The following is a 15345-nucleotide window of genomic DNA, read 5'->3' on the forward strand; positions in this document are numbered from 1 at the left end:
ACTAGAGGTCGCGGGCGACCAACTCGCCCCAGTGCTCGAAGCCGTGGCGCTCGTAGAACGCCTTCGCGCGCTCGTTCTGCTCGTCGACGTCGAGGACCATCCGGTCGAGCGGGAGGTCCTGCTCGCGGGCGACGTCGAGGGCCGCCTCCATCAGGTCGTCGGCGTCGCCCGTCCCGCGGGCCTGCTCGCGGACGTAGATTTCGTTGAGGACCGCCGCGTCCCAGATGTAGCTGTGAGTCTCGGGGAGGACGAACACGTACCCGAGGAGGTCGCCGTCGGCTTCGAGCACCTGCACGCTCCGCTCGTCGGCCTCGACGCAGCGGTCGACCCACTCGAGGTAGCCCGTCCGGTAGTCGTCGGTGAGTTTCGACTCGTAGGTCTCGGCCTTCTCCTCGCCGCCGGTGCCGCTGCCGAGACCGAGTTCGAACGCACGCTTCAGTTCCCAAAGCGCCTCGGCGTCGCTGCCGGGGTCGTACGGTCTGACCGTGGGCATACTCGGCGGGTCGACGGGCGCGCCGTTAGCGCTGGCGGTTCGCGTCGCGGAACCGCCCCCACAGGACGAGTGCGCTCGTCGCGACGACGAGCAACTGCATCCCCGAGGAGACGAGCGGGAAGACCCGTTCGGCGTTCCGCGGGTCCGCACCGCGGTCCGTGTCGATGCCCGTGTAGTAGAAGGTCGACTCGGTGGTGCCGCCCGCGGTCCGGCCGCCGCCCTCGTGGAACTCCACGAACGTCTGGACGACCCCGCGCGTCGTCGACAGCGAGAGGTCGCCGTTCAGCGTGTAGAAGCGGTCGTGGAACGGGTAGAAGAGGTTCACGCCGTTCGTGAACAGGTCGGGGGCGATGCCGCCGAGGGTGAGCGCACCGAGGGCGACGGCCGCCACCCGCAGGCCGTGGCCGTCGAACAGCGGGCGGACCACGGAGTCCTCGCGCCGCAGGTCGGCAGCGAGGAGGACGCCGAGGACCAACGGGAGGAGGAGCGTGTGGAGGAGTGCCCGGTGGGTCCCGGGCAACCAGATGGCGAGGACGGAGTCGACGTCGGGGATCGCGGCGGCGGCGAGGACGACCGCGACGGTCCGCGTCGAGAAGGCCGGACCCAGCAACGCGGCGGCGAGGTAGCCCGCGAACGCGAGGTGGACGAGTTCCGAGGGCACGACCGAGTAGTGGGTCTCCACGGCTTTTCGTTCGTCGGTTCGGCGGGTGTCGAACCCCAGTTTCGATACGCTTTTTCGACGCGGTAGCGTCTATCAGGGTATGGAACCGGACCCGCGGGAGGGACTCGCCGAGCGTATCGCCGGGGAGATCACGCTCAGCGACGACCCAGGTGCGACGCTCCGGAAGTGGCGGACCGACTTCAACGTCTCGCAGACCGACCTCGCCGAGGAACTCGACGTCTCTTCTTCGGTCATCTCCGACTACGAGAGCGGGCGCCGCGAGAGCCCCGGTATCGGGCTCGTGAGCCGACTCGTCGAGGGCCTGCTCGACATCGACGAGCAGCGCGGCGGCGACCGCATCCGCCAGTACGCCCGCGTCCTCTCCGCGGGGTTCGAGAGCGACGTCGTCCTCGACCTCCGCGAGTACCCGACGTCGGTCCCGCTCGGCGACGTCTACGACGCCATCGACGCGACCGAGGTCGCCGCGGGCGACCGCGACACCGTCAACGGCCACACGATCATCAACAGCATCAAGGCCATCACGAAACTCTCCTCGGACGAGTTCTACCGCCTCTACGGGCAGAGTACGAACCGGCTGCTCGGATTCACCGGTGTCTCTCGCGGGGAGTCGCCGCTGGTCGCCCTCCGCGTCGTGAACCCGACGCCGAACGCCGTCCTCCTCCACGGCATCGACGAGGACGAACTCTGGGAACACGCCCCCCGCCTCGCCCGCCGCGACGGCTACTCGCTGGCCGTCTGCGAGACGCCGGTCGACGAGATGCTCGACTCCCTCCGCGCGCTGGCCTGAACCGTCGACAGGACCGTTTTTCTATCCCGCCGAGAAACGTCGACTGTGCACGTCAGTCGCCTCGCGTTCGCCGTCGTCGCCGCCGCGGCCGCGGCCGTCGTCGCGGGCGTGTCCACGCCCGAACTCGTGACCGGACCGGTCCGCCTCGTCGGACCGCTCTACTTCGTCCCGGACCCGCGGTGGACGGCCGCCGGGAGCGCCTTCGTCACCGCCGCACTCACGTACCGCTGGCTCGGCGCCTCGCTGGAGTCGGTTCGCTACTCCCTCGCCGTCGCGCTCGGGTCCGGGAGCGTCGTCTTCTTCGTCGGCTTCGGTCTCGGCCTCGTCTCGCTCGGCCGCGTGTTCGGCGTCTTGCTCGGACTCGGCCTCGCCGCACCCGTCGGAGGACTCGTGGCGCTGGCGCTCCATCGAGGATCGTAGAGAGAACGGAGAGGAGACGGCAGAGACGGGGAGAGACGGGAAGACGGAGACGGAGACGGAGACGCGCTACTCGACGTAGGTGTACTTCCGCTCGTTCATGCGGCCCCAGCCGTCGAAGACGAACTCGCCGTCGGGGGTCGTGAACGGTTCGAGTTCGGTCTGCTTCTCGTGGTTGTGGCGGTCGTGGACCTCCTCGTACTCCTCGAAGGAGAGGTCGTAGCGCCGGTCGAGTTGCGACTCGACGTCGATGGCCTCGATCTCCTCGTCCCACTCGTCGGCGACGGTCTCGGCGTGGATCTCGGCCTGTGCGCCGGAGCCGTAGGAGCCGACGAGGAGTTTCTTGCCCGCCATGTCGGTGCCCTTCTCCGCGGCGTCGCGGAGCGCGCTCAGGCGTGCGAGGTGGACCGACCCGGTGTACCAGTTCCCGACCTCACGGGAGACCGAGAGCGTCGGTTCGATGGCCTCGGCGTACCACTCGCGGTAGGCGTCGGTGTCCGAGAGCGCGTCCATGTACTCGCGGATGGCCTCCTGGTAGTCCTCGTCCTCCGCGAACCCCTCGGGGCGCGGGAGTTCGCCGATCTCGGCGGCGAGTTCCTCCTCGATGGGCGTCCCGCGGATCATGTGACGGTAGCCGAGGACGGCGGCCTTCCGGACCATACCCGGGAATGGCGTGTGGAACGGGATGTACTCGTACTGGTCGGGATGGGACGCGCCGGCGACGCTCTCGAAGTCTTCGAGGGCCTCGCGCATCCGGGCGAGGTACACCTGGATGGAGCGCTTCCCGTCGACGCTCGGGAACTGCTGGTTGGGCTTGAGGAAGTCAGTCTCGTCGGCGCTCCCGTAGCCCTGGTGGGTCGAGAGTTCGACGAGGTCGGGGTCCTCGGTGACGTACATCGCGACGGCGCCGGCGCCCTGCGTCGCCTCGCCGGCGTCGCCGCGGGCGTAGAGCGCGGTGTCGGTCGCGATGACGAGCGCGCCCCGCCCGCGGTTTCGCCCGGCCTTGATCCAGTTGTAGGCGTCGTCGAGACTCTGGGTCCCCGCGATGCAGGCGAACTTCCGCTCGCCCTTGTTCGCGTGGTGGAAGTCACCGTCGTAGACCTGTTCGAGACAGCCGGCGACGTACGTCGAGACGGGCTTCGAGTTGTCGAAGGCCGACTCGGTCGCGACGTCGATGCGGCCGATGTCGTCGGGCGAGAGACCCTTGCGCTCCATCAGCCGGTGGGCGGCGTTCGCGCCCATCGTGACGATGTCCTCGTAGGCGTCGGGGAACGAGGAGTTGTTGAGTCCCAGTCCCTTCGTGTACTTCTCGGGGTCGTCGCCCTTCTCGGGGGCGAACGTCCCGGGGAGGTCGAGTTTCAGTTTTCCCGTCCAGATTTCGACGGCGTCGATTCCAACTGCAGTCATGTCTTGGACGGTTCTTCACGGGACGGGCATATGGATTTGTCGATTGTGGGGTTCGACGATCGTGGAAGAGTTACGGATTTGTTCCGCCCGCAGTGTCCGTAGTGTTCCGTTTGGCCTCGTTCCCCTGTGTGTCGGTGACGACACCGACGATGGTGTAGGACTTGCCGTAACCATCGGATTCCGTGAGCGTCGTCTTGTCGTTCGCCGACTTCCCCTGAATATTGACGGCAGTCGAGTCGACGATGGTATCGTTCCGTCGGAGGTGGAACTCGACGGTGTCGAGGTTCGCGTCGGTGTCGCTCACTTTCCAATGGACTTCGAAGCGTGCCTGGGACCCATTCGACTGGTCCTTGACCGTGAAGGTGTCGAAGGTGGGATTATTGCCGCTCCCGCCCGTCCCGCCGGCGCTAACGACCCGGACCTCGAACGTCACGGTCTGTCTCTGGTTGGGTCCGTACGAGGCGGTCACGTTCACAGTTTCGCTCGCGTCGGAGATGCTGTCCGGCGCCTGGTAGATGAACGCCGTTTTGCCCTGCTCGCCGCTCGTTGCCGACGTCGGCGAGACTCTGCCGCTCTCCGCTGTGGCGTTGACGCTCACGCCGGCGACCGGGTTGTTGAACCGGTCGCGGACCTGTGCGACGAGGCGTTCTGTCCCACCGACTTGCACCGTGGCGCCGCCACCACGTATCTCGGTCAGGTAGTGCGCACCGGGTCGTTCGACACCGGTCCCGACACCCAACTTCGCCATCTTGAGCGTGTACGTTCCGGGTTCGAGGACGAGTCGGACCGCGCCCGACCCAGTGCGCTCGACGGCGAGGAGATGGCGGTCGTCGCCGTCGTTCGGGTCGGTGTCGTACTCGCTGGCGAGCGTCTGGTTCCACTTCGCGACCGGCAGCGCCGTCGGCAGCGTGATCGTGATGTTCTTGCTCGCGTTCGTCACCGCGATTTCGGTGTACGGCGCGCTCACGGGTCGTGGCGCGACACTCGCCGACTCGGATCCGCCTTCCGTGAGGTTCCCACCGAGTGCGACGAGCGTGATCTCGCTCCCGTCGACGACGGTCGGACGGGCGTCGATCAGCGTGGCGTTCTCGCTGGTGTAGTTCCGGTAGAGCAACGTGTTCTCGTACCCGATGCGTGGCGAGTCGTCGAGGTAGTTGTACTCCGCCTCGTAGACGAGCGACTTCGAGGCGAACGTGTGTTCGCCGCCGCCCCAGTAGTCGGCAGTCTCGCCGTCGAGTGCCTTCGCGTTGTCGACGATTATCTGTCCGCCGCCGACCGTCTCGGTCGTCAACCGACCGTTCACGGGCGGGGGATTTACGAAGAAGATCCGCGAGGGGTAGCGTGCGCCGAGGGCGACACTCGTCGGGTAGGTGTTCCCCGAGGAGGCCGTCCGGAGGAGTCCGTCGCGGAGGTGGACCATGTCCGACTGGACGGCCTGTGCGTGCTGGAACTCGACCGCTTCGTTCTGCGCGGGAACGACCTGTGCCTGGTAGAGAGAGAGCAAGACGACGAGGATGCCGAAGACGAGTACGGCACCGACGACAGTCGACACGCCACGGCGGTCGTCCCGGAGTTTCACGATACCGTCACTTGCGCGCACCAATACTTAAAGTCCGGCGACCGTGGTCGCTCAGTCCTCGTCTTCGTCCTCGATGAACTCGGGTTCGGCGAGGGCGTCCTGCAGGCTGTCGAGGCCGTTGACCCACTCGGTGACGAGGCCGTACTCGATGTCGGCGACGACGTCCATGTCGAGGTCCTCGCCGTCGATGATGCGGGTGCCCGCGCAGGCGGCGAGACCGAGCGCGCGGTCGAAGTCCTCCTCGGATTCGGCCTCGGCCGCGGCGTGGACGTACTCTTCGACGCTCGCCTCCTCGGCGACGCCGTCCGCGACGTACTGCTCGGCGGAGTAGAAGACGGCGACGAGGCTCGTCTGGACGCCGTCGACGAGCATCAGCGTGTCCTCGTCCTCGATGTCGGGTTCGGCGAGCACCGTCTCGCGGATGTCCGCGAGTTCTTCGAGGGTCTCTTCCTGTTCGAGTTCGCCGTCGTCGTACGCGGTGACGATCTTCGCGACGGCGATGGCGACGTCGTCCTGTAGGTTGAGGAGGAGTCGAGCCGACTCCTCGTCTTCGGGGTCGATCTCCTCCTCGCGGAGGCGGTCGAGCCAGTTGTTCCAGCGTTCCTCGGAGTAGAACTCCTCCTCGGGGGCTTCGCTCATACTCACTACGCCGGCCGCCCGAGACAAAGGCCTTTCCTTCAAGACGAGTTCGGTGGTAGCGCGCCTCTCGGCTGCGTCGGCGGGCGATTCGGGCCTGTCTGGTGCTGTACGCGTCAGTCCAGCGTCGCCTCCGTGTCGACGTCGTAGACTGCCAGCGGCGTCTCGACGTGCGCGCGCCGGACCGCGTCGTCGTATCCCTGCGAGAGGAGCCAGTCGACGCGCCGCGGGACCGTCTTCGGTCCCATCACCGCACCTGGCCGGTCGGGGTCGTCGACGTAGTCGGTCTCCATCAGGAAGAACTCCTCCGTCTCGATGGCCTCCTCCAGATACTCCTTCTCGCACATGACGCTCGGCGTGACGCCGGCGAGTTCGCCGACTGCGTAGTGTTTGACGACGCGCTCGGGAGGAGACCCTGCTCTTCGGCCCAGTCGGCGACGTCGGTGAGGTCGTCGGTCATCTCGGTGTGGAGTTGGACGGCGACGTTCGTCTCGGCCCCCTTCGCCAACGTGTGCTCGAGCACGTCGTTCGACGCCTCCCACACCGCGTCGGAGACGTCGTAGTGCGGGCGTCCGGACTTGAGCGCGACCGCCTTCCCGTCGGCGGCGTACTCGGCGGCGACGTCGATACCCGCGCACATCAGGTCGCGGGCCTCCTCCGGAGTGAAGCCACGCTCGTCGACGAGTCGCGAGATCAGTCCGGGGTGGACGCCCAGCACGGGCCAGGCGGTCCCGCGGAGCACTTTCGCGGCCTGGTCGACGATTTCGAGAGTGCGTTCGAAGACCGCGCGGAAGTCCTCGCCGGTCTCGGCCTCGACGCCGAGGTGCCACGACGGCTTGTTGACGACGAGCAGGTGGGTGCCGCCGCTGCGGGCGAAGTCCTTCACGGCCTCGATACCGCGGGCGTTGTCCGGGTCGAGGTGGAGGTGGTTGTCGAGAACGGGCGTGTCGAGGTCGCGCATGTCCGGCGGTTCGCCCGCCGGCGGGAAAAGCCCTAGAGTTCCTCGGTCGGGCCGCCGCTGCCGAACGCAGTGGAGAGCGCCTCGCGCATCTGCGTCAGGTCACGGACCTCCCGACGGAGGTCGGCGACGTCCTCGCGGAGGTCGGCGCGGGCCTGTCGGGCGTCGCCGGCGAGCATGTCCACGTCGTCCTCCAGGCGCCGAACACGCGTCTCGTGGGACTCGCCGAGGGCGTCCAGTTCTCCGCGGATGTCGTCGATGTCCTCGCGGACGGCCGCGGTCTCGTCACCGACGTCCGCCACCTCGTCCCGGAGGGCGGCGACGTCCTCACGGAGGGCGGCCCGAGCGTCGCGTGCGTCGTCGGCCGCCGTCCGGACCGTGTCGAGTTCGTCGTCGACGTCGTCGAGGCGTGTCTCCGTCTCGGCGAGGAAGTCCGTCCCGTACTGGTCGATGACCTCCTCCAGCACGTCGGCGTACGCGGCGAAGTCCTCCATCCGCGTCTGGAGGTGGCGGAGTCGGACCGCGACGCTCTCGCCGGTTGACTCCGCCGGCGACTCCGCGACGCCGAGCGCCTCGCGGAGGGCCTCTCGCTGTGCCTCGTCGGTCTCGCCCGTCTCCAGTTCGGCGACGAGACGCTCGACGAGTGACGAACTGGCGTCGTCACCTCCCTCGTCAGCGGGTTCGGCGTCTGCAGTGACGACCGACTCGTCCGCTGGATCGGGTGCCTCGGTCGCCGGTTCGATCGCCGCCTCGGTCGTCTCGTCCGTCTCGGCGTCGACGACGCGCTCGACGACGTCGACGGGTGCTGCTGGCTCGTCGGAGTCCTGCGATTCGTCGGTCGTGGCTGGCTCGATTCCGACCGATTCGGGAGTGACAGTCTCCTCACGCTCGTCCACGCCTTCACCTCCGCTCTCGATTTCGCCTCGGTCTGCGACCACGTTCGACGCGGCCGGCGGTTCGGGTGACTCGGCCGGCGTCGACGACCCGAGGACGATACGCTTCACGTCGGCGAGGAGACTGTCTTTCCCCGAAGCGGGGACGTCGCCGGCGCCCTCGACACCGGCGTCGGCACCGGCGTCTCTCCCGGAGGTCTCCGTCGGCTCTGCCGATTCTGACGACGGGTCGGTGACGGACTCGACGCGGGTTACGCGGGGCTCACCGTCGAGGAGGCCGTCGTGGACGTCTTCGGTCACGAGTCCGAGGACGGCCGTCGTCGGCTCGTCCGGTCGGACCACGGTCTCGAAGGCCACTCCCGAGTCGTCGGCGTCCCACTCGGTGGGGGAGTGGTCGGGGTGGAACCCGATCTCGTCGATGGGGTCACCGGTGAACGACTGTTCGATTCGGGCGCGCACGGGACTCTCGGTGGCCGTCGTCAGGACGTACTCCGCGGTCACGCCGCGGTCCTTGCGCTCGACCGTTCGTTCGACGGTGACCGCGTCGGTCCGGGCGATAGCGGGTTCGTCGGTGTCGTTCATGGTGGTTGGTAGGCCACCCCACAGCATAAGCTCGCGCTTCGTTTCGACTGTCGAGTGTCCGCCTTCGGTGGGTCTCCGTGGTGACCTCCGGGGAATCGACGCTCAGTCCTCGGCCGTCGCCTCTTCGAGCGACACCGCGTCGGTCGCGGCGTTCCGGAGCGCGTCCGACCGACCGTGCTCGCCCGGCGCGATGGCGAGCGTCCGAAGTCCGTGCCGGCCCGCCTTCTCCAGTACGGGCTTGAAGTCGGTGTCGCGGGAGGCGATGGTGAGGACGTCGATACCGCCCTCGACGACCAGTTCCGTCGCGTCCACCGCGAGTTTCACGTCGACGTCACCGCTCGTCACCTGGACCTCGTACCCGCGGGCTTCGCCCGCCTGGATGAGACCCGGCGTCGCGTGCTCGTCGAGGTAGAGGCGCGTCGTGACGAGGTCGCCCGCCCGCTCGGCGGCCTCGCGGACGTCGTCTAAGTCTACGTCGAACTCTTCTCGCAGGACGTTCGGTCCGTCGACGAAGAGCGCGACCCGCGGTTGGGACAGCGCGTCCGTCTCGTCGCCGGCGACTCGGTCCAGAAACCCGGCCATGGCCGCGCTTCGTGGCGAACGTGGTTAACCGTGCCGGTCGTATTTTCAACAACTCTCTAGAAGATTGTATTTACGATCTAAAGCAAAATGTAAACCCCTCACTCGGGAAGGTTCGGACGACACATGACCGAAGACTCCCCCCACACTGACCGTCGGACGTTCCTCGAAGGTGTCGGTGCAGTCGGCGTCGCCGCCGCGGCGATTCCGGGCGTCTCCGCCGCCACACCCGGGCGAACGCCCGGCGCGAAACCGAACGAAGCACTCGTCGGTGTGACGAACACCGTCGACGACGCCGAGGAACACGTCGCCCAGTTCGTCCCCGACCAGGCGCGGGTCGTCCACAGCAACGAGACGATCGGCTACGTCGCCGTCCGCTTCCCCGAGGAGGCACCCGACCGCGCGCACGAGCACTTCCTCGACGCGATCGAGAAGCGCGAGGGCATCAAGTACGCCGAGCGGAACGCGACCCACACGACGAGTCTCTCACCGGACGACCCCCGATTCGGCGACCAGTACGCCCCGCAGATGGTGAACGCGCCCGCGGCGTGGGAGACGACCCTCGGGTCGTCGTCGGTCTCCGTCGCGGTCGTCGACCAGGGCATCCAGTACGACCACCCCGACCTGGCGGCGAACGTCTCGGACGCCGACTCCTACCACGGCGACGACTTCGCCGACGACGACGAGGACCCCTACCCCGACGTCCCGCAGGACGAGTACCACGGCACCCACGTCGGTGGCATCGCGGCCGCCGCGACCGACAACGGGTCGGGTGTCGCCGGCGTCAGCGAGTCGAGTCTCCTCAGCGGGCGCGCCCTCAGCGAAGACGGGACGGGGTCGACCTCGGACATCTCCGACGCCATCGTGTGGGCGACCGACCAGGGGGCCGACGTCGTCAACATGAGTCTCGGTGGCGGTGGCTACACCGAGACGATGAAGAACGCCGTCTCCTACGCCTACGACAACGGCGTCCTCGTGGTCTGTGCGGCCGGGAACGCCGGGAAGAACTCCGTCGACTACCCCGCCGCGTACAGCGAGTGCGTCGCCGTCTCCGCGCTCGACCCGGACGGAACGTTCGCCTCCTACTCGAACTACGGCGACGACATCGAACTCACCGCCCCCGGGACGAACGTCCTCTCGACCACCACGGAGACCCGCGGGTCCTACGAGCGACTCTCGGGCACGTCGATGGCCACGCCGGTCGTCTCCGGCGTCGCGGGGTTGGCACTCGCACGGTGGGACCTCTCGAACGCGGAGGTGCGCGCGCACCTGAAGGAGACGGCCGTCGACGTCGGCCTCTCCGAGGACGAGCAGGGGAGCGGTCGCGTCGACGCCGACGGCGCCGTCTCCACGGACCCCTCCGGCGACGGGAGCGGCGACGGGACCACGGAGCACATCAGCGCGACCGTCTCCGACTCCCTCGACGGCTACTGGGACGAGGACTGCTGGTCGTGGGCGTGGCAGTACGACGACCCGAGCAAGGTCGTCGTCGACCTCTCGGGTCCCTCGGACGCCGACTTCGACCTCTACGTCGACGAGGGTGAAGGCTCCTGTCCGACCACCGACGACTACGACTACCGCGGCTACACCGCCGACAGCCAGGAGACGGTCACGATCACCGAACCGGACACCTCGACCAACCTCCACGTCATGGTCACGCCCTTCTCGGGCAGCGGCGAGTACGACCTGACCATCACCGAGTACCAGTAGCGCGGCCCCCATCGCTTTTCACACCGGCGTTCGCACACCTTGTCGATGAGTGCTGCCGCCGGTATCCCTGCCCAGTTGCTCGACTTGCTCGCGGTGTTCATCCTCGCCGCTGGAGTCGGTATCTTCGTCGCGAAAGTCGGTAGCTTTCCCTACACCATCGCCCTGCTCGTCGCCGGATTGACGGCCTCTATCGTCGGTATCCATCCCGGTCTCCCGATTTCGCACGACCTCATCCTCTTCGTTCTCCTCCCGCCCATCCTCTTCGAGGGGGCCGCGAACACCGAACTCGAACAGTTCCGCCGCAATCTCGTCCCCATCGTCTCGCTGGCCGTCGTCGGTCTCCTCGTCTCGGTCGGCGTCCTCACGCTCCTCGGCTCGCAGGCGCTCGGCGTCCCGCTACTCGTCGCCCTGCTGTTCGCGGTGATGATCCTCCCGACCGACCCCGTCTCGGTCCTCGCGCTGTTCAAGGAACTCGGCGCGCCCGACCAACTCTCGGTCCTCGTCGAGGGCGAGAGCCTCGTCAACGACGGCGTCGGCGTCGTCCTCTTCATGACCGTCGTCGACCTCGCGGTACGCGTCGAGACGGGGGAACTCGCCCGTGACGCCGTCTTCACCCTCGACCGTGCCGTCGCGGTGGCGACCGAGATACTCGTCGTCAGCCTCGGCGGACTCGTCGTCGGTCTCCTCGCGGGGTACACGGTCTACCGAGTCATGTACAACCTCGACGAACACATGACCGAGACGGTCCTCTCGTTGCTCCTCGCCTACGGCGCGTTCCTGCTAGCCGAGCACTACCTCCACGTCAGCGGCGTCATCGCGACCGTCGTCGCCGGCCTGTTCATCGGCGCGCACGGCGCCGATGAGGCGATGAGCCCGCAGACGAAGATATCGGTGTTCAACACGCTGGAGACGGGCGCCTTCCTCGCGAACACCTTCATCTTCCTGATGATCGGCATCACGACCCCCATCGGCGACCTCCTGCGCTACGCCGACCTCATCGCCGTCGCCATCCCGCTCGTCCTCCTCTCGCGTGCGACCGGTCTGTACCCCGTCATCGCCGTCGTCAACCGGATCTCGTCCAGCGACATCTCGCTCGACTACCAGCACGTCATGGTGTGGTCGGGACTCCACGCCTCCATCCCTATCGCACTCGTCCTCGGACTGCCTCCCGAACTCGACGCCGTCCTCCGACAGCGACTCCGGGCGCTCGTCTTCGCCGTCGCCGCGTTCAGCCTCCTCGTCCAGGGACTCTCGATGAAGCGCCTGCTCGACCGACTCGGCGTCGTCACGACCTCGGAGGCCCAGGAACTGTACGAACTCCTGCTCGCACGCCGGCGCGCGGTCGACGGTGCGCTCGACGCCGCCGAGGACCTCAAACAGCGCGGCGACATTCCGGGTGGGGTGTACGAGGACTTCACGACCGAGTACGAATCCGAACGTGACGACCTCGGTGAAGCCATCAACGAACTCCTCCGCGAGCACCCCGAGATTCGCCAGGAACAGAAGCTCGCCGGCGAGCGCCGGCTGCTCAAACAGGAGAAGAGCGCCATCATGGACGCCATCCACGAGGGTATCGTTAGCGACGCCGCCGGCGAGCGCCTCCTCGAAGAAGTGAACATCAAACTCGACCGGGTCCGCTCGGGCGAGACGACCGTCGAGGCCGACGAGGAGGGGTACCACGAGTTCTGGCGCGACGAGGCCGCCGACTTCGGCCTGGAGAGCGTCGAGTACCCCGAGGAGGAACGCGAGGAGAGCGGCGAGTAGCCACAACACCCTTCACTCGCCCATCTGTCACTTCTGGCGTGTCGCCCACACCCACACGTCGTCGCCTGCTGGCCGGTCTCGGTACGGGCGTCGCCACCGGGCTCGCCGGCTGTAGCTCCGTCCAGTGGCCCTGGTCTGCACCACCGAAGGCGTCGGTACCGTCCGGGCCGAACGCGTGGCCGATGGTCGGCGGCGACGCCGGACGGACGTTCGCCGCGCCCGAGGCGACGCTCCCCGCCGACGTCTCCGAGACTTGGTTCGACGAGGGCGTCTCGAAGCCGGTCGTCGACGACGGGGTGCTCGTTCACGCCGACGAGCGGGCGGTCACTGCCGTTTCCCACGAGGAGGGTAAGCAGTGGAGCTACCACGACCTCGATGAGCCGTCACGTCCGCTCCTCCTCAACGACCTCGTGGTCGTCGGCGCCGGTGGGCCGAAACTCGTCGGCATCGAGCGCGGGAGCGGGGAGAAACGCTGGTCGGTGTCGCTGTCCAACATCCCTCCGGAGCGCCACCAGTGGGCCGGGACCACGGGGCCGCCAGTCGCCACCGCCGACGGCGTGTTCTCGACGGCACCACCCGGAATCTGGCGGGCGACGCCCGACGGGACCGAACAGTGGGGGACGTCGGAGGGGCTCTCACTCGACACCGACGTGCGTCTCCGTACCGCCGTCGGACAGCGGAAGGCGTACCTCGTGGCGACGCGACGGTTCGACGCGACGAACTTCCCGACCGACAGGTTCTACGCGCGCCGGTCGAACGTCCTCGCCTACGACGTCGAGTCCGGTGACCTCGCCTGGCAGTTCGGGCTGTCCGGCCGCGTGCCGGGGTTCGCGGTTCGCGACGGGGTGATCCACCTCCTCCAGACCGCCTACGACTCGCGAAACGAGGGGAGACCATCTCGGACGTTCCAGCCCTGAGTCGGTACTACAGAGTCGACGGCGAACACGGGACGGCGGAATCTGTCGTCGACCTCACGGCGTTCGGCGAACTGCACGCGATGGCGCTCGCGGACCGACCAGTCGTCGTCGGCGGACAGGAGTTGACGGACCGGAGTCGGGTGTTCACCGTCGCGGGCGACGACTCGTGGGTCCACGAAACCGAGAAGCGGGTCTCCGACCTCGCGGCGACGGATGAGGCTGTCCTCTACTCGATGGGCGATACCGTCGTCTGCCTCGACCGTGCGGACGGGGGAGTCCGCTGGCGTCACACCGTCGGGAACCGCGCGAAATTCGCCGCCGTGGTCGACGGCGCCGTGTACGTCGAGACCGAGGCCGGCGTCCACCGACTCGGCTGACGTCCCGACCCGAGGCGCACCCACGAACACGAAAGCATTACTTGTCGGGGGTCGACCCACGAGGTATGGCCTTGCGGACGCCACCGCTACGCGACGTACACGCCGAGCACGGGGCGCGGTTCACGGAGTTCGGTGGGTGGGAGATGCCCGTCGAGTTCGAGTCGATCCGCTCCGAGCACGAGAGCGTCCGGGAGGACGCCGGTATCTTCGACGTCTCCCACATGGGAGAGATCGAGGTGTCGGGTCCCGACGCCGAGGCGCTGATGCAACGACTCACGACCAACGACGTGACGCTCCTCGACGTCGGCGACGCCCAGTACTCGACGATTACCGACGAGGAGGGAGTCGTACTCGACGACACCGTGGTCTACCGGATGCCCGCGGACCACGACGCCGACTTCCTCTTCGTCCCCAACGCCGGCCACGACGAGCAGATGACCGAGCGCTGGGTGTCCCACCGCGACGAGTGGGAACTCGACGCCGAGGTCCGCAACGTCACCACGGAGTACGGCATGGTCGCCGTCCAGGGTCCCGAGGCGCCCGGCAAGGTCGTCGACGCGGCCGCCGACGACGCCGACCTGCTCGACCTCTCGAAGTTCACGGCGACCGAAGCCGAGGTGGCGGGCGTCGACTGCTGGGTCGCGCGCACCGGCTACACCGGCGAGGACGGCTTCGAACTCGTCTTCCCGGCCGACGAGTCCGAGCAGGTCTGGCGGGCGTTCGTCGACGAACGCGACGTCGAACCCTGCGGACTCGGCGCGCGCGACACGCTCCGCATCGAGATGGGTTTCCTCCTCTCCGGACAGGACTTCGACCCCGAGGAGAACCCCCGGACGCCCTTCGAGGCCAACGTCGGGTTCACCGTGAAACTCGACACCGAGTTCGTCGGCCGCGACGCCCTCGAACAGCAGAAGGAAGAGGGCGTCACCGAGCGCTTCGTCGGCATCCGCCTCGTCGACCGCGGCATCCCCCGCCACGGCTACGACGTCACCGCCCCCGAGGGGCAGGTCGTCGGCGAGGTGACCAGCGGGACGATGAGTCCCACGTTGAACGAACCCATCGGCCTCGGCTACGTCGACACCGAGTTCGAGTCCGGCGATATCGTGAACGTCGTCGTCCGCGGCGACGCGAAGAAGTCCGAAATCGTTACACCCCCGTTCCTAGAGAGATAACCCATGAGCTTCGAAGTGCCCGACGACCTGTACTACCTCGAATCGCACGAGTGGATTCGCCCCGAAGACGGCAAGATCGGCATCACCGACTTCGCGCAGGACGAACTCGGCGACGTCGTCTTCGTCGAGACGCCCGACGAGGGCGACGAGATCGAACAGGGCGAGACGTTCGGCGTCGTCGAGTCCATCAAGGCGGTCTCGGACCTCTACGCGCCCGTCAGCGGCGAGGTCACGGCGGTCAACGACACGCTCCACGACCAGCCCGAACTCGTCAACGAGGAACCCTTCGAGGGTGGCTGGATGCTCGAAGTCGACTTCGACGAGGACGACCTCGACGACCTCCTCACGCCCGAGGAGTACCGCGACCAGATCCAGTAGAACACTCCCGAATC

15 protein-coding genes and 1 pseudogene are annotated in these 15345 nt (G+C 67.7%); 8 read left to right on the forward strand and 8 right to left on the reverse strand.

Annotated elements, in window-relative coordinates; all coding sequences use genetic code 11:
• Position 1 precedes the first annotated feature (1 nt).
• Positions 2 to 493 (reverse strand): GNAT family N-acetyltransferase, encoded by a 492-nt coding sequence (locus P0Y33_RS16685; protein WP_279528511.1) that lies wholly within the window; start codon positions 491 to 493, stop codon positions 2 to 4.
• A 25-nt stretch (positions 494 to 518) separates the two neighbouring features.
• Positions 519 to 1154: a metal-dependent hydrolase gene (locus P0Y33_RS16690; RefSeq protein ID WP_279530386.1), complete on the reverse strand. Its 636-nt coding sequence runs from the start codon at positions 1152 to 1154 to the stop codon at positions 519 to 521.
• 100 nt (positions 1155 to 1254) lie between these two features.
• Between P0Y33_RS16690 and P0Y33_RS16695 the strand changes: the two genes are divergently transcribed.
• Positions 1255 to 1962 (forward strand): helix-turn-helix domain-containing protein, encoded by a 708-nt coding sequence (locus P0Y33_RS16695; RefSeq protein WP_279528513.1) that lies wholly within the window; start codon positions 1255 to 1257, stop codon positions 1960 to 1962.
• Positions 1963 to 2007: 45 nt separating this feature from the next.
• Entirely contained in the window at positions 2008 to 2382 is a 375-nt protein-coding gene (locus tag P0Y33_RS16700) for a hypothetical protein (protein WP_279528514.1), read from the forward strand.
• Between the two features lie 66 nt (positions 2383 to 2448).
• On the opposite strand, the gene hmgB is transcribed toward P0Y33_RS16700, so the two are convergent.
• From hmgB to P0Y33_RS16730, 6 genes and pseudogenes are all read right to left on the reverse strand, one after another.
• The gene (gene hmgB / locus P0Y33_RS16705; protein WP_279528515.1) at positions 2449 to 3786 is read right to left on the reverse strand and encodes a hydroxymethylglutaryl-CoA synthase; all 1338 of its coding nucleotides are present in this window, start codon (positions 3784 to 3786) and stop codon (positions 2449 to 2451) included.
• A 70-nt stretch (positions 3787 to 3856) separates the two neighbouring features.
• Positions 3857 to 5386 carry an Ig-like domain-containing protein gene (locus P0Y33_RS16710; RefSeq protein ID WP_279528516.1) on the reverse strand — a complete coding sequence of 510 codons (1530 nt, stop codon included), beginning with the start codon at positions 5384 to 5386 and terminating at the stop codon, positions 3857 to 3859.
• Between the two features lie 30 nt (positions 5387 to 5416).
• On the reverse strand, positions 5417 to 6004 hold the full coding sequence (locus P0Y33_RS16715; RefSeq protein ID WP_279528517.1) for a DUF2150 family protein: 588 nt from the start codon (positions 6002 to 6004) through the stop codon (positions 5417 to 5419).
• Between the two features lie 113 nt (positions 6005 to 6117).
• Positions 6118 to 6962: pseudogene (locus P0Y33_RS16720) on the reverse strand (TatD family hydrolase).
• Positions 6963 to 6994: 32 nt separating this feature from the next.
• A complete protein-coding gene (locus tag P0Y33_RS16725) occupies positions 6995 to 8434 on the reverse strand; it encodes a hypothetical protein (RefSeq protein ID WP_279528518.1) in 1440 nt (479 codons plus the stop codon).
• A 102-nt stretch (positions 8435 to 8536) separates the two neighbouring features.
• The gene (locus tag P0Y33_RS16730) at positions 8537 to 9016 is read right to left on the reverse strand and encodes an NYN domain-containing protein (protein ID WP_279528519.1); all 480 of its coding nucleotides are present in this window, start codon (positions 9014 to 9016) and stop codon (positions 8537 to 8539) included.
• 123 nt (positions 9017 to 9139) lie between these two features.
• On the opposite strand from P0Y33_RS16730, the gene P0Y33_RS16735 reads away from it, so the two are divergent.
• From P0Y33_RS16735 to gcvH, 6 genes are all read left to right on the forward strand, one after another.
• Positions 9140 to 10723, forward strand: a complete 1584-nt coding sequence (locus tag P0Y33_RS16735; RefSeq protein ID WP_279528520.1) for a S8 family serine peptidase — start codon at positions 9140 to 9142, stop codon at positions 10721 to 10723.
• Between the two features lie 45 nt (positions 10724 to 10768).
• On the forward strand, positions 10769 to 12487 hold the full coding sequence (locus P0Y33_RS16740; RefSeq protein WP_279528521.1) for a cation:proton antiporter: 1719 nt from the start codon (positions 10769 to 10771) through the stop codon (positions 12485 to 12487).
• Between the two features lie 38 nt (positions 12488 to 12525).
• Positions 12526 to 13404, forward strand: coding sequence for an outer membrane protein assembly factor BamB family protein (locus P0Y33_RS16745; RefSeq protein ID WP_279528522.1), 879 nt, complete (start codon positions 12526 to 12528; stop codon positions 13402 to 13404).
• An 80-nt stretch (positions 13405 to 13484) separates the two neighbouring features.
• Positions 13485 to 13781 carry an outer membrane protein assembly factor BamB family protein gene (locus P0Y33_RS16750; RefSeq protein ID WP_279528523.1) on the forward strand — a complete coding sequence of 99 codons (297 nt, stop codon included), beginning with the start codon at positions 13485 to 13487 and terminating at the stop codon, positions 13779 to 13781.
• Between the two features lie 65 nt (positions 13782 to 13846).
• Positions 13847 to 14953 (forward strand): glycine cleavage system aminomethyltransferase GcvT, encoded by a 1107-nt coding sequence (gene gcvT, locus P0Y33_RS16755; protein ID WP_279528524.1) that lies wholly within the window; start codon positions 13847 to 13849, stop codon positions 14951 to 14953.
• Between the two features lie 3 nt (positions 14954 to 14956).
• Positions 14957 to 15331 carry a glycine cleavage system protein GcvH gene (gene gcvH, locus P0Y33_RS16760; RefSeq protein ID WP_279528525.1) on the forward strand — a complete coding sequence of 125 codons (375 nt, stop codon included), beginning with the start codon at positions 14957 to 14959 and terminating at the stop codon, positions 15329 to 15331.
• Positions 15332 to 15345 lie beyond the last annotated feature (14 nt).

Origin of the sequence: Halospeciosus flavus (genome assembly GCF_029814175.1) — an archaeon.
Taxonomy (GTDB): domain Archaea; phylum Halobacteriota; class Halobacteria; order Halobacteriales; family Halobacteriaceae; genus Halospeciosus; species Halospeciosus flavus.